Raw genomic sequence first — 18,869 nt, 5'->3', positions numbered from 1 at the left:
ATATTGCTCTGGCTATTTTCTTACCGAGCCGATGAGCTCTTTAAGCTGATCTAGTAGCGGTCTGATCTGCTTTTCTACCCGCTCGTCGATCATCGTAGGCACTACATCTAGTCTCTGCTCTATCGTCTCGTCGATTACGTCGGCAATCGCGTTTATATCGATATTAGGAGCGACTTTGCCGCCCGAATCGATCATCTCTTTTAACTCCTCGACCTTCTTTTTAAGCAGATAATTTTCCTGCATAGCATCGGTCAACACCTGATCGAAGCGCTCGAATTTTTTATCCGCTTGCTTATCCTTAAAATATATGACGAAAAACATCAAAAATATAACGACGCAAAGTCCTAAAATGATGATAGTGTTAAGATCCATAGGGGTTCCTTAAAATAAATTTACAAAAACAAAAGCAAAAAAGGCGACGCCCAAGTAGCCATTGAGCGTGAAAAACGCGCGATCAATCTTGCTAAAATCTTTCTGCACGATCCTATGCTCGAAGTACAGGATCGCCGCGCACGCAGCCACGCCCAGATAGGCAAAAAAGCCTAAATTTGCCGCTGCGCAAAACAGCAGCCAAAAAAGCACCGCCACGGCGTGAAAAATTTTGGAGATAAACATCGAAGCTTCCTTGCCGTAAAGCGCGGGGATGCTGTAAAGCCCAGCCGTGCGGTCAAATTCCATATCTTGAAGCGAATACAGCACGTCAAAGCCGCCTACCCAAAATACTACTCCAAAGCATAGCAGCACCGACCATAGCGGAATTACGCCGCTAACGGCGATCGCTCCCGCAATCGGCGCAAGCCCTAAGCAAAAGCCGAGCATTAAATGCGCGGTTTCGCTAAAGCGTTTAAAATATGAATACCCGCCCAATGCCGCTAAAATCAGCACCGAAAGCTTAAGCGCCAAAGGATTTATAAGCGCCGAAACCGCTATGAAAACCACTGCATTTGCGATGATGAAAAACAGTAAATTCCCGCGTCCGATCCGTCCGTCCACGCTAGGGCGCGAAGCACAACGCGGATTGGCGCGGTCGATATCTTCGTCCAAGTAGCGATTTAGCGCCATTGCAAAGCTTCTCGCGCTCACCGCGCATAAAATCCCCAAAAAAAGCAATTTCCAGCCGAACCATACCGAGCCGCTTTGCAGTTTGCTCGCGGTAATCATCGCCGTAAAGATAAACGGTAGCGCGAAAACCGAGTGTTTAAAAACTATTAATTCGTTGATATCGGATAAAATTTCTTTAAATTTAGCCATTTTGCCCCTTATTTTGGGCACCATTGTATCAAAAAAAAGTAAGAATAGCTCTAAATTTGATATAATTTGAACGAAAAATTTACGAAAGGAAATGCCTTGAACCAAAATCAAAACTCACACGCAAGCCCGCAGATCGCGATCATCGGCACCACCGCAAGCGGCAAAAGCGATCTTGCACTAAGTATCGCGCGCGAGACCGGCGCCGTGATTTTGAGCCTGGATTCGCTCTGCATTTATCGGCAGATCGACATCGCAAGCGCCAAGCCAAGCGAGGAGCAGCTGCGCGAGATCAGGCACTTCGGCGTAAATTTAATCTACCCAAACGAGTACTTCAGCGTCGGCGAGTTTATCAAAGAATACGCCGCCGCGCGGGCTTTTGCAGAGCGTAGCGGAGCGCCTTTGATAATCACTGGGGGCAGCGGATTTTATCTAAAAGCGATGCTAAGCGGGCTGGCGCCGAAGGTTCCCGATTTTAAAAGCGAAATTTCAAACGATGAAATTTACGCTCTAGCGCAGCAGATCGATCCGGAATTTGCCGCAAAGCTTAGCGCGGCAGACAGCTTTCGTTTAAAAAAATGGCTAAGCATCTATAAATTTTGCGGCGGGGCGCCGAGTAAATTTCTGCGCGAAAACACCGCCGCGCCCGTCATTTCGGATATTAAAATTTTTGAGATCGACGCGCCCAAGCAGTGGCTTGCAGGACGCATCGAAGCACGCACGAAGGCGATGTTTGAGCGCGGGCTTTTAGAGGAAGCGGAGTTCTTATTCGCCCGCTACGGCACGGAGTGTAGGGCGCTGGGCTGCATCGGGCTAAAGGAATGCGGGCAGCTTTTGCGCGGGCAGATCTCACGGGCGCAGTGCGAGCAGCTCGTAAGCCTGCACACGGTACAGCTTGCAAAGCGCCAACGCACCTTTAACCGCTCGCAGTTCGCGGATAAAATTTCAGCGCCGCCACAAGAGCTGGAGCGTGAAATTTTAAAATTTCTTCGCCGCGAGATTTAAAAGATCTATGCTGTTTAACTAGGTACGATGGAGTTGCGACGCGCCGTTTTTGTAAGAGAGTAAATAATCAAAAGCATAATAAAAGTATAAACCAAATAACCCGCTTTTGATATTTTTCTAGATATTTCCGAAATTTCGTCATCCAAAAGAATGTTATAAATTTGCACATATTTTTTATCATTTTTAGATTCTTCTAAATATGCAGAAAGGCAAAAATAACTGAATACATTTGATCTTTCTTTGGGCTTTGACTGACCATTTATACTATCTATTTTCTTTAAAATTTTAAGACGATGATCGGAAATTAATTTGATATTATAATCCATATTTTTGTTGCTATTGGTCTCTATTAAATCTAAAATTTCCTTTGGTGCACTTTCATTGTTTTCTAATACATAACTTCTAAATTTATCGGGCTCTATTTTTGTGCTTTGAAATATCCCGCTAAATGGATTAAAAAGTTCGGGCCTAACTAATAAAAACACTATAAAGCAAACATAGAGAAAAATATAAAAAACGTAAGAAATTATATATCCCATCTTTTCAGAGATATAGGTATATCCGCAAATAAGGAACAAAAATATAAGAATAAATACACCTATGGTATTAAGGATATCATTTAATTCTGACACAAATGAATAGTGTAAAAAAGATTTGGACATAGGTTGAAGCATAGCAATAAGGAAAATTGGAAGTATTAGGACAATTACGAGATTTTTCCACCTTTGAGCGACCGCCCTTATAATCCAAATTATAAACACAACTACTATAAAAATAAAAACAGATAAAAACAACCAATTTTGTAAGACATACTCTCCTTTTTCCAAACATACATACAAACGAGGGAAAAACCAATTTAAGACTCCATAAAGCACTACGATGGTGACGGCAATATTTACGATTTTTACGAGATTTGAATGATGGTCACTCGTAACGCGATAAAGTTTTAATAGCATTAAATCTATAAAATTTTTAATATTCTTTCTTGCCGGATCTTTAGATTCTTTATCTTTAAGATCGTCCTCTAGCTCTATCTCCTTACAATACAATTCAGAAACACGATACCTTATAGCATCAAGATGATTCCCTGTTTTAGTTACGATATTTTTTAAAGTCCTAAAACTATCGCGGAAATCATTCGCCACCTCTTTAATTGAGCTATTTTCTGCAGCTTTGGTTATAGCTTGCTTCAAATCTTCATATTCAAAGTCCAGTCTAGAATTTACTAAATTTAAATCTCCCTCAAATATAGTGGCGGAAAAATTTACAAAGTCTTTAAATCGTGCGCCATAGAAAGATACTATTTTTTTAAATATAGCCCCATGGAAGTCCGCACGATTATTAAATATGATATTATTAAAATAAGCGTTGTCTTGAAATATAACATTAGAAAAGTTTATTAGTTTTGAATATTCTTTCTCGTCAGGATTATCGAAATTTACCGATTTTTCAAATATGCAATTTGAGAAGTTAACGATACTATTAAATTCGGATTTCTCAAACGAAACGCATTTTTTAAATTTAGAATTTTCAAATGAGACCGCTTCGCTAAATTTACAACCGATAAAACTTATTTTTTGTTCTATAACTCCTGATATGCTTAGACTATAAAAATCACAATCTCTAAATTCTACTTCAAGCTCGCAAATAATCTTAGTTAAATTCAATACGCGATCTATTGCGCGAGGACCATAGAAATTTTTAATAATATACTTTCCGTTTTCCTTGTCAATATGTTCCGCGATATTGGCAAGCTCTACATCTTTGCCTATGAACCCTCTTGATTTTAAATCATCTAACCACTCTTTGGAATTCTTCATCTCATTCGCTTAAAAAAATAACTCTTAATACCCGCTTAAAAAGACGAAATTATTTACCGCGCCGGTTAGGAATTTCACCAAAAACGGCGCCAACACGCACGCCACGCTAGCTAGCACGACGGCAAATTTTATCTGCACCGAGACCGCTCCCAGCGAGCCGTCAAGCTCCGCGTCCTCTCGCGGCTCGTGCAAAAACATACGCACGATGAGGCGCAGGTAGTAGTACAGCGCGAGCGCGCTATTTACCGCCATGATGACGGCGAGGGCAAAGTAGCCCGAATTGACCGCCGCGCTTAGTAGATACATCTTGCCCCAAAACACGCTAAACGGCGGAATGCCCGCAAGCGAGAGCATAAAAATCGCTGCGCATAGCGCAAAGAGCGGATGGGTGCGGATCAGCCCGTCAAATTTCTCAAACGGATGCTCGAAGCGAGCCGCGAAATTGGAGCTTTGCTCGCAAATTTTAGCGCCGGGCTCGCAAGTTTCAGTACCGAAAGGGATCGCTTCCGCGCTGAGCTCGCTCGCTTTAAAATTTTGCTCGCTTGCTTTAAAGCTCCGCTCGCCGCAAGCTAAATTTTGTCCGTTCGCGCTCAAATTTAACTCGCCGGTAGAACCTAGCTCGTGATTTTGCGAAAAAGAGAGCTTTGCGTTTGAGATAAAATTCCCCTCCTCGCCGTTTGCATTTAAATTTAAAGCAATGCTTTGGGTTTTAAATTTTAAATTTAACGAGCGGGCGCGCCTTTGCCGCACGCACCAGATGAACGCAAACGCACCGAGGTTCGCCACGGCATATAGTATCCAGTAGGTAAAAAGCGCCGCGTTTGCCTGCGTCGAGCCGATCACGATAGCGCAGAGCACGAAGCCTGCGTGCGAAACGGAGCTGAAAGCGAGCATCCGTTTGACGTCGCGCTGTACGAGCGCCATGAGGTTTGATAGGCTCATCGTAAGCACCGCTAAGGCGTAGAGCACGATGTTTAGCCACTGCACGCCGATGCTTTGCAGCGCTTCAAATAGCCTGATCGCCACGACAAAGCCCGCGATCTTGGGCACGACGGACAAAAAGCCAGCCATAGCGGAGCTCGCGCCCTCGTAAACGTCGGGCGTCCAGGTGTGAAACGGGATCAGCGAGAGCTTAAAACCTATCGAGACGATCATAAATGAGCAGGCGGCGAAAAGCAGGACGTTGGTTTGTAAATTTGAATTCTTGGCGATCTGCGCGATATTTGAAATTTCCATAGAGCCGGTCGATAGAAAAAACATCGCCGCGCCGAATGCGAAAAAGCCCGATCCCAGCGCGCCCATTATGAAGTATTTTAGCGCCGCTTCGACCGATCTGGCGCGGTTGTGAAGCGCGATTAGCGTATAAAGCGCCAGCGAGCCCGTCTCAAGCCCAACGAGGATCATCATTAAATTTTCGCTCGCGACCATAAACTCATAGCCCACAAGCACGAATAAAAACAGCACGAAAAACTCCGCCGTGTGGTACTCGTGCGCGCTTCTTGCGCCCAAAGATAGAAAGATGAAAAATATCGAGCCTGCGAGCATGATAAGCATCGATAGCGTCGCGATTCCGTCCACCAGCATCACGTCAAAAAGCCCGCGTATGCCGCTGTTGTATCCGAAAACAAGCCCGAAGCCCAGAGCTAGCGCCAGTATCGTGATGACGGCGTAAAATTTATACGATAGCGTGCGCGCAAAAAGCGAAACCGCGAGCATCAGCAGGGCAAATCCTCCGAGCATCGCCATAGGCGCGATCGAGGCTAAATTTAAAAGATTATTTTGCATCGCTTCTTACCTTAAAATTTGCTTTTTCGATATAGGCGCGAGTCGCGGTCTGAGAGGCTTTTTTAAACATCAACTCAAGGCTTTGCGTCACGCTGGGCTCGATGCTCTTTAACATCAGATTCGGCGCGACGCCCAGCACTACCACTAGCACGCAGATCGGGATGATAGAGCAAAGCTCGGTTCTGTTTAAATCGCTTAGCTTTTTATTCTCATCATGCACGAGCGCGCCGAAAAAGGTCTTTTTATAAAGATTCATCGAATAGATCGCGCCCATTATGATGCCAAGCCCGCCCAAGAGCGCATAGCTAAAGTTGATCTTAAAAATCCCCGCAAGGCTTAGGAATTCTCCCACAAAGCCGATCGTAAGCGGAAGTCCTATCGAGCCTAGCAGCACGACGCAAAAGCAAAACGCATAAAGCGGCATCACCCGCGCAAGCCCGCCGAACTCGCTAAAAAGCTTCGTATGCCTGCGGTCGTATAAAAAGCCTACAAGCATAAAAAGCCCGCCGCTTACGATACCGTGGCTTATCATCAAAAATACCGCGCCGCTCATTCCTTCGCGGCTCATTGAAAAAATTCCTAGCATTATGACGCCCATATGCGCGATCGAGCTATACGCGATAACCTGTTTGATATCCTTTTGCGCAAAGGCGATGAAGCTTGCATAGATGATCATAACGATCGCCACGGCGCACATCATCCCGCTAAAATGCACGCTCGCATCGGGAAATAGCGGCAGCGAAAATCGTACGAAGCCGTAGGTACCCATTTTAAGAAGCACGGCGGCAAGCAGAACCGAGCCTATCGTAGGGGCCTGCCCGTGCGCGTACGGAAGCCAGGTATGAAAAGGAAAGCAAGGCGTCTTGATCGCAAAAGCGACCGAAAATGTCAAAAATAGAGGAATTTGCGTACTAAGCGGCAGCGATAGGCTCTGCCAGTTTAGGATATTAAAGCTATACTCGCCCGTAGCCTCGTGATAGAAATAGCTCATCGCTACGAGTCCTACGAGTAGAAACATGGAGCCTAGAAAGGTGTAGATGAAAAATTTTACCGCGGCGTAAATTCTCTTGCCGCTGCCCCACGCGCCGATGATATAGAGCATCGGAATAAGCGAAAGTTCCCAAAAGATGTAAAACAAAATCGCATCCAGCGCCACGAAAACGCCCACCATCGTCATCTCTAAAAACAGAATGCAGATGATTAAATTTTTGGCGCGCTCTTTAATGCTTAGGCTAAGCAGCGCTAAAAATGTAACCAGCGTGCTTAGGATCACTAAAAACAGCGAAATTCCGTCCACGCCGATGAAGTAGTTGATGCCGTATTCGCTTATGAAAGGGTGCAGCACGCTAAACGCGATGCCGTCCACCGGCTCGTAGAGTATCCACAAAACGAGCGAAAGCACGAACTCTATAAAGCTCATCGTAACGGCGTAGGTCTTAATGCTCGCTTCGTCGATCAAAAAGCCCAAAACCGCAGCTACCGCCGGAAAAAATATAACCAAACTTAAAAAGTATTCCATGCCCACCTCACAGCGCAAACGCCAAAATCAGCAAAATGAAAGATCCCAAAACCATCCACCTTAAATTTGCGCTCAAATCTCCGCTATTGCTTACGCGATCCGCACCTTCGCCGCTTTTTACCGCCACGCGAGCGATCAGATCGACGCTGGCATCTATGATCGCGCCGTCGCATTTAGCGCAGATCTCGCTAAGCTTAGCGTATCCGCGCACGATCACGCGCTCGTAAATTTGCGGGATAAAATACTGAGCGATCAAAATTTTATAAAATTTGCAGTTCTTTAAATTTTGGCTAAATTTGCCCTTGCCGTATGTCCAAATCGTGCCGATCGCTACCGCGTTTATCATCGCTAGCGTTATGGCGATCAAAATTACCTCCACGCCGTGCGGGATCGAAGCTTTAAAGCCCGGTAGTATGCTAAGCACGAACTCAGCAAAATCGTGCTCGAAAAAGCCCGCGATCACTGCAGGCACGGCTAACACGCCCATCGCGATGAGGGCAAAGCCTTTCGCCTCGTGCGGATGGTGGGTAAAATTTTGCTTGCCGAAAAACACGAGCATTATCAGACGCACGCTGTAAAACGTCGTCATCGCAGCGCCCGCAAACAGCAGCGCCCAGATAAAATATGCGTCCGCACTCCACACCGCTTCTAAAATTTTATCTTTTGAAAAAAAACCAGCGAACGGATAAAATCCGCAAAGCGCGAGCGAGCCTATGCACATTAAAATCGCCGTCGGTCGCATAAACTTATATAATCCGCCCATATTTTGGATATTTAGATCGTCTTTCATCGCGTGCATTACGTTGCCCGCGCCCAAAAATAGAAGTGCCTTGAAAAACGCATGCGTCGCCAGATGAAATAGCGCGATCCAATACGCCCCGAGCCCCGCGGCTACGAACATATAGCCAAGCTGCGAAAGCGTGGAGTAGGCGATGATCTTTTTAAGATCATTATGAACCAGCGCCATCGACGCCGCAAAGACCGCCACGAAAGCGCCCAAGCAGACGATAAAGCCGCTTACTTCGGGCGCGAGCGCGAAAATTGCGTTTGCGCGGATCACCAGATAAACGCCCGCCGTAACCATCGTCGCTGCGTGAATAAGCGCGGACACGGGCGTCGGACCCGCCATCGCGTCGGCAAGCCAGGTATGGAACGGAAACTGCGCGCTTTTGCCTATCGCGCCGATAAATAAAAGTGCTGCGATCAGAGTTAAAATTTCAGGCTCCAAGCTCGCTGCGTTCGCAAACACCACCTCGTACCGCAGCGAGCCGAAATTTAAATAGATCAGAAAAATTCCAAGCAGCATCCCAAGATCTGCGATGCGGTTCATTATGAAAGCTTCGTTGGCGCACCAGCTGTAATTGCTCCTATCATACCAAAAGCCTATTAGCAGCCATGAGCAGAGTCCGACCCCCTCCCAACCGATGAAAAGTCCTAAAAAATTATCGCTCGTTACCAAAACCAGCATCGAAAATACGAAAAGGCCCAGGAAGCTGAAAAATTTAGCGAAGTTTTCATCATCCCACATATAGTAGATCGAATACACGTGCACGACGCTGGATACGATGCCTACGACCACCATCATCACCGCACTGACGCTATCTATGAGAAAGCTAAATTTTGCGTCCAAAAATCCCGTGCTTATGAAATCGGCTAAGCTTACGCTGATTAGGCGGTTGTCAGAGACGAGCTCCATCAAAGCAAGCGACGCGATAGTACTTAAAATCACCAGCGCCGAGCAGACTACGCCAATAAACATCTTATCTTTGGCGCGAATGAAAACACCTGCGAAGATCGCCGAGGCAAGCGGTGCGAAAAGGGCGATTAAAAGCCACACAAAAACGGTATCAAGCATCAGACCCATCCTTGGAAGGATTTTTAAAGTTTACGAAGCTGTCAAGTTCGATACTGCCTGTTTTCTTATACCACAAGATGAGTAGTCCAAGCCCCACGGCCATCTCGCTCGCAGCGATTGCGACGATGAAAAGCGCAAAAATTTCGCCGTTTATGTTGTCGTAAAATTTCGCCACGGCGACAAGAGCTAAATTTGCGGCGTTTAATAAAATTTCGCTCGAAAAAAAGAGCATTATTAAATTCCGTCGCTTCATCATACCTGCAAGCCCGAGCCCAAACATCATCGCAGCGACGATCAGATAGTGATTTAGACCCATTTTATCCCTCGCTCTCTTCGTAGCTCAGGCTCGCGTCCATCTGCTCATGCGCAAGCACGATAGCGCAGATCATCGCCACGAGCAGCATCACGGCGGCAAGCTCGAAAATCGCCAGATATTTCGTAAAGATAATCATCCCAAGCGCCTCGGTGTCGTCGGTGTTTAAAATTTTAAGCGTTTCTACGTTGTTCGCAACCACCGCACCAAGCACGATAATCACGAGCAAAAATGCGATCACGCCGCTAAGCGCGAAAAATAGCCTTGCTCCTTTTTTCGGCTCGCTTACGTTTTTGTCCGCGCCCAAAAACATCAGCGCGAAGCCGTAAAGCACGATCACGGCGCCAGTATAAACTATGATCTGCACTACGCCCAAAAACTCCGCATCCAGCAAAAAGAAAAATCCGCTCATAAAGACCATGCCGCCGGCCAGCGCGCTAAGGGCGTAAAGGACGTTTTTGCTAAAAACGCTGATGCCGAAAAGCACCAGGCAAACCGCGCTGAAAAAATAAAATGCAAGCGTTTGTATCATTGCTCCTCCCCCTGCGCGGCGGAATCTTCGGCGCATTGCGAGGCGGAATTTTCTTTGGAATTTCGCACCGAATCAAACGTAGAATTTTCAGCTTCCGCAATGGAATTCTTTTTGGAATTTGCCTTAGATTTTTTACCTCGCGCGACGGAACTCCCCGAGTCTTGCATGGCGGAATTTTCTTTAGAATTTTCCACGGAATCGTCGTCTGTAGCAAGACCGCCTGTGGAATTCTCGACGTGCGGCGCAACCGAATTCTCTTTAAAATTTTTACTTTGAACGGCGGAATCGTCGGCGCTCTGCGGAGCGAAATTTTCTTTAGAATTCTCCGCCAAATTTTTACTATCCGTAGTGGAATCATCGGCGCTTTGAGAGGCGAAGCTTTCTTTGGAATTTCGCTGCGAATCAAGCGCGGAATTTTGAGCGTCCGTAACGGAATTTTCTTTAGAGTTTTCGACGTCCGCGGTGGAGCTTTCCTTTAAGCTCGCCCGTTCGGTATTTTGTCGCTCGGATAAAATTTTGCCACTTAAGTCCGCGCCTGAAAATAGAATTTTATCGCTAGCGGCACCCTCTTTTTTGGAGCTTTCCACGGCGCTATTTTTTAAATTTGAATCCGCGCTCTTTAAGCTTAGCTCGTCGCTTGCGGCGTCGCTTTTTATATAAGCGTTCGGCGTCACCTTGATCCGCGCGCCTGCGTTTTCATCCAGGCTGCCGTAGCCTGCAAACTCCTGCGCCGCGCCGTTTAAGCATAAATTTTCGCCGCGAATTAAAAGATCCTCTTTGAAGCCGTAGTAGGCTCGCTGTTCGCTAGCAAGCTCATATTCGCAGCCGTGCACGATAGCGATCTCGGGGCAGACGTCCGCGCAAAGCCCGCAATAGACGCAGCGCCCTAAATTTATCGAGTAGTTATCTACCTTTTTGCGGCCGTCGGCGCCGAGGCTGGTCTCCATCGCGATGCAGTTTGCCACGCAGATCTTCTCGCACAAGCCGCATCCGATGCAGCGTTCGCTGCCGCTTTCAAGCAGGCGCATAAGCTTGTGCACGCCGCGGTATCTAGGCGGCATGACAAATTTTTCCATAGGATATCGAAGCGTGTGCGAGCCGCCGCGCTTAAACATATTTTTTAGCACCACCCACAGCCCCACGAAAAGCTCGCCGCGAAAGGTGCGGGTTAGAAATCTACGAAGCTTATCACCGCCGGATTTAATAGGGGTTCGTTTATCGATCTGGGCGTATCTTGCCATCGTACCCTCCTTAAACGATCGCTAGCGCGGTAATTAGCACGCAAGCAAGAGCTAATGGCATGCAGACTTTCCAGCAAAGCCCCATCAGCTGATCGGGGCGTAGATGCGGCCACGCCGCGCGCGCCCATAGGAAGCAGAAAAACACGAGGCTTGATTTTAATACCATCATAACGCCGCCGGGGATAAACCAAAACGCGTTAAATCCGCCCAAAAACAGCAGCGTCGTAACAACTGAGTAGGTTATGATATTGGCGTACTCGCCGATAAAAAACATACCCCAGCGCATACCCGAATACGCCGTACCCGCGCCCGCTACGATCTCGGTTTCGTTTTCGGTGAGGCATAGCGGCGTGCGGTTGCACTCTACGAAAGCGGCGATGAGAAATAGCGCGAAACAGACGGGCTCTTTCCAGATAAACCACTTGTCGATGCCGCCGCTTTGGGCGCTTACGATGTCTATAAGCGAAAGCGAGCCGGTGATCATCACGATAGGGATTAGGCTAAGCCCGTTTATCACCTCAAAACAGGTAATCTGCAAAAACGCGCGAAACGCGCCTATAGTGCCCCATTTATTGTAGCTCGCAAGCCCTCCGATCAGCAGTCCGTAAACGCAGGTGCCGCTAGCTCCGAGTAGGAATAAAATTCCCACATTTATATCGCTTAAAATCGGCTGTATAGTCCGCCCGCCGATAGTAAACTCCGGCAGCAGCGGCACTACCGAAAGCGCCACGAAAGCTCCCGTAGCCGATATTATCGGCGCGATTTTAAAAAGAAGCTTATTCGCCCGCGCAGGGATCGCGTCCTCTTTGGTAAAAAGCTTTATCATATCCGCGCCCACCTGCAAAAGTCCCGCAGGCCCGACCATAGAGGGTCCGATCCTGCGCTGCATAAAGGCAAGCGCTTTGCGCTCGGCATAGGTCGCAAGCCCTGAGAGCAGCGCGATGACGGCTAAAATCACGAGCGCCTTTAAGACGGTAGCTACGAAATAAAATGCACTATCGCTCATCTGCCCTCTCCTTTGGAATTTGAAATTTTCTCGATTTTCACCCTTGCATAGCGCGAGGTTTTGAAAAACATCTCGCCGCGCAGCTTCTCATCAAAATACGGCAGATAGGCCCCGCTAAAGCCTGGATCGATCTTTACGCTAGCGACGATTTCGCGCTTTAAGCTTACGAGCCCCTCTGCGCCGCTTTCGCTATTTTCATTACCGGCGGCATCGGCTTTACGAGTACCGCTTGCACGATCCGCTTTTTTTGCACGACCGGCGCCGCTTTTATCATTAGCGGCACTCGTTTTGCCCGCGTCGCTAGTTTTTTTATCGTTGCTCGCGCCGTCTGCTTGGTAAATTTTAACGACGTCGCCCGCGCTTACGCCCAGAGCTTCGGCGATGCCAGGGCTTAGATACAGCGCGCCCGCTTCGCCCAGCCCGCTGCTTGCGCCGCTAAATTTATTGAATTGATGCAGCGGATTTGCCTCATAGATTAAAATTTCGCCCGCGCCCGCGCTAAGCGGCGCTGAAAGCGAAATTTCAAACTCTTCCTCGCTAGCAGCGAGCTCCTCGTTTCGCAGCTCATATCCGCGGTGATTTGCGCCGCCGTTGTCGTAGAAATTTTCTAAATCGTCAAATTTAATCGGCTCAAAATCCGCACCCAAGCTAGGCGTATAGTCGATCGCGTACTCCGCGCAAACCCCAAGCGCACAGGCGATGTCGTTTAGCTCGTATCCGCCGTAATCAAGCGCCGCATTGCTAGGCACTACGCGCTTGTCGTAGTTCGTAAACGTGCCCTCCTGCTGCACCAAGCTAGGCGCGTCCAGATCGGCTTCCAGCACGCCGAAGCTAATATCGCCCGCTTCATTGTAGCCTAGCGTCTCGCCCGCATTTTCTTGCGCGCTAAGCTCACAGATGAGCGCGACGCCCAGGCTGTTAGTGCGCGGTGGCACCACTAGTACTTTAAATGGTGTGTAGCGCTGCACTAAAGCCGCTAGGCGCGCGAGCGTGGCGCTATTTGGCGTGCGGATAAAATCCTCGCCGATGATGAGCGAAAAATGCTCCTTTTTAGCCAAAAGCTCATCCGCTTTCTGCTCGTTCAGACCCAGCGCGCGGGCAAAATTTGAAATTTTACTTTCCGCGGGATTCTCAGAATTCTGCGCGGAATTTTTTGCGGGATTTTCAGCGCCGCCGTCCGCGCTCGCGGAATCTTCGTCGCCGCTCGCACTCGCAACGTTCTCGGCACCATTTGCCTCCGCAGAATTCTCATGATTTCGCGAACCCGCGGGTTTCTCGTCTAAATTTTGCTTCGCCGCGGCGCGCGAAATTTTAAATTCCGCCGCAAGTTTCGTATCCAGCCACTCAGGCAAATCATGTCCGAATTTCTGTAAGATCCAAAGCAGGATCTGCGCCTCCAACCCCGCGGCGTGCGGCTGATGGATGAAATTTTTACTAAAGCCCTTAATGCCCTCGTCGCAAAACGGATGAAAATAGATCCCGCTTGCCTTATTTAGCTTGCAGGCGCTATTTACCGCATAGCCTAGATTTGGAGCGTCGCTACGTAAAAACGTGCCGCAAACTACTATAAAATCGCTGTTTTTAATCGTCTGTGAATCCGCATTATAAAATTTCGTGCCGCTAAGCTTTGAAAATTCGCACAGGAATTTTTGATACGCAAGCGCTTCGTCGTTAATCAGAGCGAGCTTAAATTTTTGCCGCAAAAGCTCTAAAATCCGAGCTTCCTCATTGGTGATGAAGCTATTAAATTTAATATTTTTAATCTCGCCGTCCTCGATGCCGCGCACGATGCAGTTAAAAACCGCTTCGTTTTTGCTCGCCCGCTCGTTTGAGAAATCCCAGCCAAAGCGCGCTCCTGCATGCAGAACGCTAAAATTTATGTCACTGCTAACGCGATAAATTTTTTCACGCGGATCGCCTATGCCGCGGCGTTTGATCTCGTAATAAAGCAGCTCGCAATCGCTGCTGTGCGGGTTGGAAGCTGGGATTTGACGCAGTTCCCAGGCGTTTGAAACGTATTTAAACGCGCTCTCTACCAAAGCCCCCGTCGGGCAGACCGCCGCGCTCTCGCCGTAGTTTACGCAATCATCATTTTCATTTACCCGCGCGATTAGACTTTTTTGCAGCTTATTCCACACGGCGTAGGCGTCTTTTGGCATCGCGTCCTTTTGCTCCTTACTAAGCGCGTCTCCGCCGCGCGGAACGAGCTTAAACGCATCCACGCCCAAGCGGTCTTTTGCGGCGGTGATACAGCGCTCGCAGACGATGCAAAGGCTAGGATCGTAGCTCAAATATCCCCAATCCTGCACCTCGCGCGCCGTATCGCGGATAGCGTAGCTTTGGGTATTTGTGCGCATCAGATGAGCTAAATTTTGAAGCTCGCACTCGCCGCTTTGATCGCAAACCCCGCACGCCATCGGATGGTTGATACAATAAACCTGCGTGATCGCCTCGCGCTCGGCGTCGATCTCGGGGCTGCGGCTGTAGATGACCATGCCGTCTTTGGCTTTGGCGTTGCAGCTATAGACACGCTTGCCGTCCGCTTCGACCATACAAAGCCTGCATGCGAGCGTCGGCGTACTGCCGCTTAGATAACAAAGCGCAGGGATAAAAACGCCGCAGCGACGCGCGACCTGCAAGATATACTCACCCTCGTCGCACTCGCAAGCTTTACCGTCGATCGTGATCTTTGCCATTTTAAACCTTAGAAATTTCTGCGAGTTCGAAATTATAACCGCCAAAGCCCTGCCCGCGCGAGCCTAAAAGCGCGATCGTGCCCTTTAGCTCCTCATCCAAAATAAATTCTTTTTCTAAATTTAGGTGCGGCGTCTTTATGCGGACGCGATCGCCGTGCTTGATCTTTGCGACCATACTAAAATACCTTCCGCCGATTAATCGGTCGTCCGCATCGTGTTTGAAAACCACGGCGCCGTCGAAATTCTCAGGCTCTTTTAGAGGACTTAAATTTGCCCGCCCTTGCGCGCCCAAATCCGCTTGCTCGCCGCGTAAATTTAAAATTTTAACACCGAACTTCGCCGCTATGAGAGATAGAAAGGCTTTGATATTTTCGGCGTCGGGATGGGTTCTAACGAGCGCATCATCGATCAAAAGCGCGTCGCAGCCGCTTTGCAGAAACTCCGCGATCTGCTCGATCTCCTCCTCGCCCACGCTGCTTTCGCCGCTTAGATACTCCAGATCCAGATCTGCGAAATATGGCTCGTCGCAAAAACTAGCGCAGATTAGCGCCAGCACGAAGCTTTGCGCGCCGATCTCGCATTTTATCAGCTCGCCTGGAAGATGCGGATCTTGCAGCGGCGATACGCTTAAAATTTCAGCGCTCTTAAAACCTTCTGCGAGCGTGGGATTTTGCAGGCTAAGCAGCGACGCGAAATTTAAAATTTTCATCCTCTCCCCTTTTTGGCGACGACCATCCAATCGACTTGGTTATAGCGGATCGAGCTTAAAAGCGTGGAATTTAGCCCCTCCACCAGATCGGCGCTCTTTTGAACCGCGCTGAAATCGCCCATCTCAAACATAAAGATCATCGTCTCGCCGCGAGCGGAATTTTTTAAAATTTCGCCCATGCGGTTTAAAAATTTATCGCCCAGATGCCTCAAATCATAGCGCTTCATCGATCCACCTCGCCTAAGATAATATTAGTGCTGCCGATGATCGCCGCGGCGTCGGCAAGATACTGCCCCGGTAAAATTTCCTCATAGACCGCGCAATGCCAAAAGCTCGGCGTGCGGATCTTAAGGCGGTACGGGCGGCTTTCGCCCATCGAGCGGATATAAAATCCAAGTTCGCCCTTAGGACTCTCGCTCGCGGCGTAAATTTCGCCCACGGGCGGGCGCAAACCCTGCGTAACCAGCACGAAATGCTGCATCAGCGAGTAGTTTTGCGTCATGATCTGCTCTTTGCTAGGATTTACGTAAGCGGGATCGATCGCTAAAATTTGCGGATCACTCAGCGGATAGAGCTTCGCGCACTGGCGCAAAATTTTAAGGCTCTCGCGCATCTCCGCCATATAGCATTTATAACGTGCGTAGCAGTCGCCCTCGCTCGCATACGGCACGTCAAAATCAAGCTCGTCGTAGATGAGATAGGGCTCTTCTTTTCGGATATCCCAAGCATGCCCGCTAGCGCGCAGCGTTACTCCGCTACAGCCGCAGCTAAGAGCGTCTTCGTGCGAGATCACGCCCACGCCCTCGGTTCGCATTAGCCAAATTCTATTCGTATCGAGCATATCTTCAAGCTCTTTAATGTCGCTTGGGAATTCGTCGCAAAATTTCAACATCTCCTCTAACCAGCCGTTAGGCAGATCCAAAAATACGCCACCGATTTTGATATTATTGTGCGTAAGGCGCGCGCCGCAGTATTTCTCTATGAGATCAAGTATGTATTCGCGCGAGCGAAAGCAGTAGAGAAACACCGTCATCGCGCCGATATCAAGCGCGTGCGTACCCAAAAACAGAAGGTGCGAGCTGATACGATTAAGCTCCAGCAAAATCGTGCGGATGATCTGCGCACGGCGCGGCACTTCGATGCCGCAGAGCTTCTCAACCGCGGCGCAAAAGCCGTAGTTGTTCGAACCCGATGCGACATAATCGACGCGGTCGGTTACGGGGACGAATTCCGCGTAGATCATATTTTCCGCCATCTTTTCGATGCCTCGGTGCATGTAGCCTACGCCCGGGCGGGCACGCACGATACGCTCGCCGTCAAGCTCCAGCACTAGCTTTAGCTGGCCGTGCGCGCTTGGATGCTGCGGACCGAAATTTAAGATCATATTCGCGCCCTCGCGCTCGTACTCGATGTTTTCGAAAAACGGTCTTAGCTTGCTTGGATTTTGCATTATTTTCTCTTTGTGATGATCTTGTAAATTCCGCGTTTAACACGTTTTACGAAACGCACGCCGCCTTCTTCCTGATATTCTTGTAAAATTTTTTCTTGCGGCCGCGGCTCGCCATAACCGCTCTCGTGATAGAGCCGTGCGAAGTTAAAGGTATCTTTTTCATCCACGAATGCGGAATTTCGGTTCTCTTCGCCGATCCGCTCGCGCGCGTCAGATCCAAAAATTTTATCCACCTCGTACCACTTGGCAAACTCGTCTCCTTGCAGCGGATAGGACTTTAAAAGCGGGTGTCCGAACCAATCATCGGGCATTATTAGGCGCGCCAAGTTCGGATGATTTTCAATCCAAACGCCCATCATATCGTATAGTTCGCGCTCCGCCCAGTTCGCGCTTTTATAGATGCCCGCAGCGCTTTGTAAAAAGCTCTCATTCGGCACGAAACACTTTAGCCGCGCGCGGCGCGCCCTTTTGATATCCAAAAGCTGATAAAAAACCTCGATGCCGCCGCGAGCCTCGGTGAAATCCACGCCGCTTAGCTCGCACAAAATTTCATATCCCGCGCTCTTAAGCGCACGCAGCGCCGCTAAATTTTGCGCAGACTCCACATAGAGCACAAGGGTGTTAAATTCCACATATGAGTTTAAAATTTGGACGCCTTCAAGCGCATCCAAATCGTCTTTAAAATCGCTCGCGCTTGCGTCTAGCTTCTGCGTCTCCTCGGGGATGAAAAATCTGTCTTTATAGTAATTTTTCTGGCTCGCATCGTTTTTTGGGCTATACTTTCTCATCAGATCAGCCTTTTTGCCTTTTGTGCGCGGCGCGGAGTTTGGGTACGGATCTTTTTTTGCAGCACCATCAGCGCAAACTGTAGCGTCTCGGGACGAGGCGCACATCCGGGCAGATAGATATCCACGGGCACTATTCGGTCGCAACCCTGCACGGTGGCATAGGTATTAAACATCCCTCCGGTATTGGCGCAGCTACCCATACTGATGACCCATTTGGGCTCGGGCATCGCGTCGTATAGGCGACGCGTAAACTCGGCGTGCTTTTTACTAAGCGTGCCCGCGATTATCATCACCTCCGACTGCTTGGCGCTTGCGCGAAATATCGTGCCGAAGCGGTCGAAGTCAAATCTGCCCGCGCCCGCCGCCATCATCTCGATCGCACAGCAAGCAAGCCCGTACGTCATCGCCCACAAAGAGTTACTCCTGCCCCACGCGATCAGTTTATCGACGGTGGTGAGAACTACGGGAAGCCCGTTTTCGCGCGCGTAGTTTATCTTATGCTCTGCCAATTTAGCGCTCCTTTTTTCCAGGCGTAGATGAAACCGATGCCTAATAATACGATGAAAAACGCCATCTCCACGAGCCCAAACACGCCTAAAATTTTAAAATTTACCGCCCACGGAAACATAAAGATAATCTCGACGTCAAAAAGTATGAAAAGCACGGCTATCAAAAAAAAGTGGGAGTTCATTCGGTTGGGCTGTTTGACGGCCTCGGGGCCGCTTTCGTAAATTTCGCCCTTTAGCCGCTCGTCGCGTCTATCTGCCAAACGCGAGCCTACCAAAGAGGATAGTTTAACGATGAGCGAAAAGACGCAAAAAGCTAGGATTAGCATTACGAATATTCCGAAATACGGGCTTTGCAGCGGAATTCTAGACATTTTTCGCCTCGGTTTTAAAATT

18 protein-coding genes are annotated in these 18,869 nt (G+C 48.7%); 1 reads left to right on the top strand and 17 read right to left on the bottom strand.

Features of this window, described 5'->3' with window-relative positions:
* Positions 1-12 precede the first annotated feature (12 nt).
* Positions 13-372: a hypothetical protein gene (locus Q0600_RS08090; RefSeq protein WP_005869739.1), complete on the bottom strand. Its 360-nt coding sequence runs from the start codon at positions 370-372 to the stop codon at positions 13-15.
* A 9-nt stretch (positions 373-381) separates the two neighbouring features.
* The gene (gene mqnP / locus Q0600_RS08085; RefSeq protein WP_298758999.1) at positions 382-1,251 is read right to left on the bottom strand and encodes a menaquinone biosynthesis prenyltransferase MqnP; all 870 of its coding nucleotides are present in this window, start codon (positions 1,249-1,251) and stop codon (positions 382-384) included.
* A 96-nt stretch (positions 1,252-1,347) separates the two neighbouring features.
* On the opposite strand from mqnP, the gene miaA reads away from it, so the two are divergent.
* On the top strand, positions 1,348-2,253 hold the full coding sequence (gene miaA / locus Q0600_RS08080; protein ID WP_298758996.1) for a tRNA (adenosine(37)-N6)-dimethylallyltransferase MiaA: 906 nt from the start codon (positions 1,348-1,350) through the stop codon (positions 2,251-2,253).
* A 14-nt stretch (positions 2,254-2,267) separates the two neighbouring features.
* Here the strand turns inward: miaA and Q0600_RS08075 are convergent, their stop codons facing one another.
* The 15 genes from Q0600_RS08075 to Q0600_RS08005 are packed head-to-tail and all read right to left on the bottom strand — an operon-like array spanning position 2,268 to position 18,847.
* The gene (locus Q0600_RS08075; RefSeq protein WP_298758993.1) at positions 2,268-4,073 is read right to left on the bottom strand and encodes a pentapeptide repeat-containing protein; all 1,806 of its coding nucleotides are present in this window, start codon (positions 4,071-4,073) and stop codon (positions 2,268-2,270) included.
* A 24-nt stretch (positions 4,074-4,097) separates the two neighbouring features.
* Positions 4,098-5,858 (bottom strand): NADH-quinone oxidoreductase subunit N, encoded by a 1,761-nt coding sequence (locus tag Q0600_RS08070; RefSeq protein ID WP_298758991.1) that lies wholly within the window; start codon positions 5,856-5,858, stop codon positions 4,098-4,100.
* Positions 5,848-7,377, bottom strand: a complete 1,530-nt coding sequence (locus tag Q0600_RS08065) for an NADH-quinone oxidoreductase subunit M (protein WP_298758988.1) — start codon at positions 7,375-7,377, stop codon at positions 5,848-5,850. Before Q0600_RS08065 ends, Q0600_RS08070 begins: the two co-directional genes overlap by 11 nt.
* Positions 7,378-7,384: 7 nt before the next feature.
* Positions 7,385-9,232 carry an NADH-quinone oxidoreductase subunit L gene (nuoL, locus tag Q0600_RS08060; RefSeq protein ID WP_298758986.1) on the bottom strand — a complete coding sequence of 616 codons (1,848 nt, stop codon included), beginning with the start codon at positions 9,230-9,232 and terminating at the stop codon, positions 7,385-7,387.
* Complete coding sequence (nuoK, locus tag Q0600_RS08055; protein WP_297900585.1) at positions 9,225-9,548, bottom strand: NADH-quinone oxidoreductase subunit NuoK; 324 nt, start codon at positions 9,546-9,548, stop codon at positions 9,225-9,227. The genes nuoL and nuoK overlap by 8 nt, the downstream gene beginning before the upstream one ends.
* A gap of 1 nt (position 9,549) precedes the next feature.
* A complete protein-coding gene (locus tag Q0600_RS08050) occupies positions 9,550-10,077 on the bottom strand; it encodes an NADH-quinone oxidoreductase subunit J (protein ID WP_298758983.1) in 528 nt (175 codons plus the stop codon).
* On the bottom strand, positions 10,074-11,318 hold the full coding sequence (nuoI, locus tag Q0600_RS08045) for an NADH-quinone oxidoreductase subunit NuoI (protein WP_298758980.1): 1,245 nt from the start codon (positions 11,316-11,318) through the stop codon (positions 10,074-10,076). The genes Q0600_RS08050 and nuoI overlap by 4 nt, the downstream gene beginning before the upstream one ends.
* Before the next feature lie 10 nt (positions 11,319-11,328).
* Positions 11,329-12,324 carry an NADH-quinone oxidoreductase subunit NuoH gene (gene nuoH, locus Q0600_RS08040; protein WP_298758978.1) on the bottom strand — a complete coding sequence of 332 codons (996 nt, stop codon included), beginning with the start codon at positions 12,322-12,324 and terminating at the stop codon, positions 11,329-11,331.
* Positions 12,321-15,020, bottom strand: coding sequence for an NADH-quinone oxidoreductase subunit G (locus Q0600_RS08035; RefSeq protein WP_298758976.1), 2,700 nt, complete (start codon positions 15,018-15,020; stop codon positions 12,321-12,323). Before Q0600_RS08035 ends, nuoH begins: the two co-directional genes overlap by 4 nt.
* Position 15,021: 1 nt before the next feature.
* Positions 15,022-15,729, bottom strand: coding sequence for a hypothetical protein (locus tag Q0600_RS08030; RefSeq protein WP_298758975.1), 708 nt, complete (start codon positions 15,727-15,729; stop codon positions 15,022-15,024).
* A complete protein-coding gene (locus Q0600_RS08025) occupies positions 15,726-15,956 on the bottom strand; it encodes an NADH-ubiquinone oxidoreductase subunit E family protein (protein WP_177386790.1) in 231 nt (76 codons plus the stop codon). Before Q0600_RS08025 ends, Q0600_RS08030 begins: the two co-directional genes overlap by 4 nt.
* Positions 15,953-17,179: an NADH dehydrogenase (quinone) subunit D gene (gene nuoD, locus Q0600_RS08020; RefSeq protein ID WP_298758972.1), complete on the bottom strand. Its 1,227-nt coding sequence runs from the start codon at positions 17,177-17,179 to the stop codon at positions 15,953-15,955. Before nuoD ends, Q0600_RS08025 begins: the two co-directional genes overlap by 4 nt.
* Positions 17,179-17,967 (bottom strand): NADH-quinone oxidoreductase subunit C, encoded by a 789-nt coding sequence (locus Q0600_RS08015; protein WP_298758969.1) that lies wholly within the window; start codon positions 17,965-17,967, stop codon positions 17,179-17,181. The genes nuoD and Q0600_RS08015 overlap by 1 nt, the downstream gene beginning before the upstream one ends.
* Positions 17,967-18,476, bottom strand: a complete 510-nt coding sequence (locus Q0600_RS08010; protein ID WP_298020067.1) for an NADH-quinone oxidoreductase subunit B — start codon at positions 18,474-18,476, stop codon at positions 17,967-17,969. The genes Q0600_RS08015 and Q0600_RS08010 overlap by 1 nt, the downstream gene beginning before the upstream one ends.
* The gene (locus tag Q0600_RS08005; RefSeq protein WP_005869774.1) at positions 18,458-18,847 is read right to left on the bottom strand and encodes an NAD(P)H-quinone oxidoreductase subunit 3; all 390 of its coding nucleotides are present in this window, start codon (positions 18,845-18,847) and stop codon (positions 18,458-18,460) included. Before Q0600_RS08005 ends, Q0600_RS08010 begins: the two co-directional genes overlap by 19 nt.
* Between the last annotated feature and the right edge of the window lie 22 nt (positions 18,848-18,869).

It is taken from the genome of uncultured Campylobacter sp. (genome assembly GCF_938041645.1).
Taxonomy (GTDB): Bacteria; Campylobacterota; Campylobacteria; order Campylobacterales; family Campylobacteraceae; genus Campylobacter_B.
The sequence above is the reverse complement of the archived record's forward strand: the minus strand, read 5'-3'. Positions and strand labels throughout refer to the sequence as shown.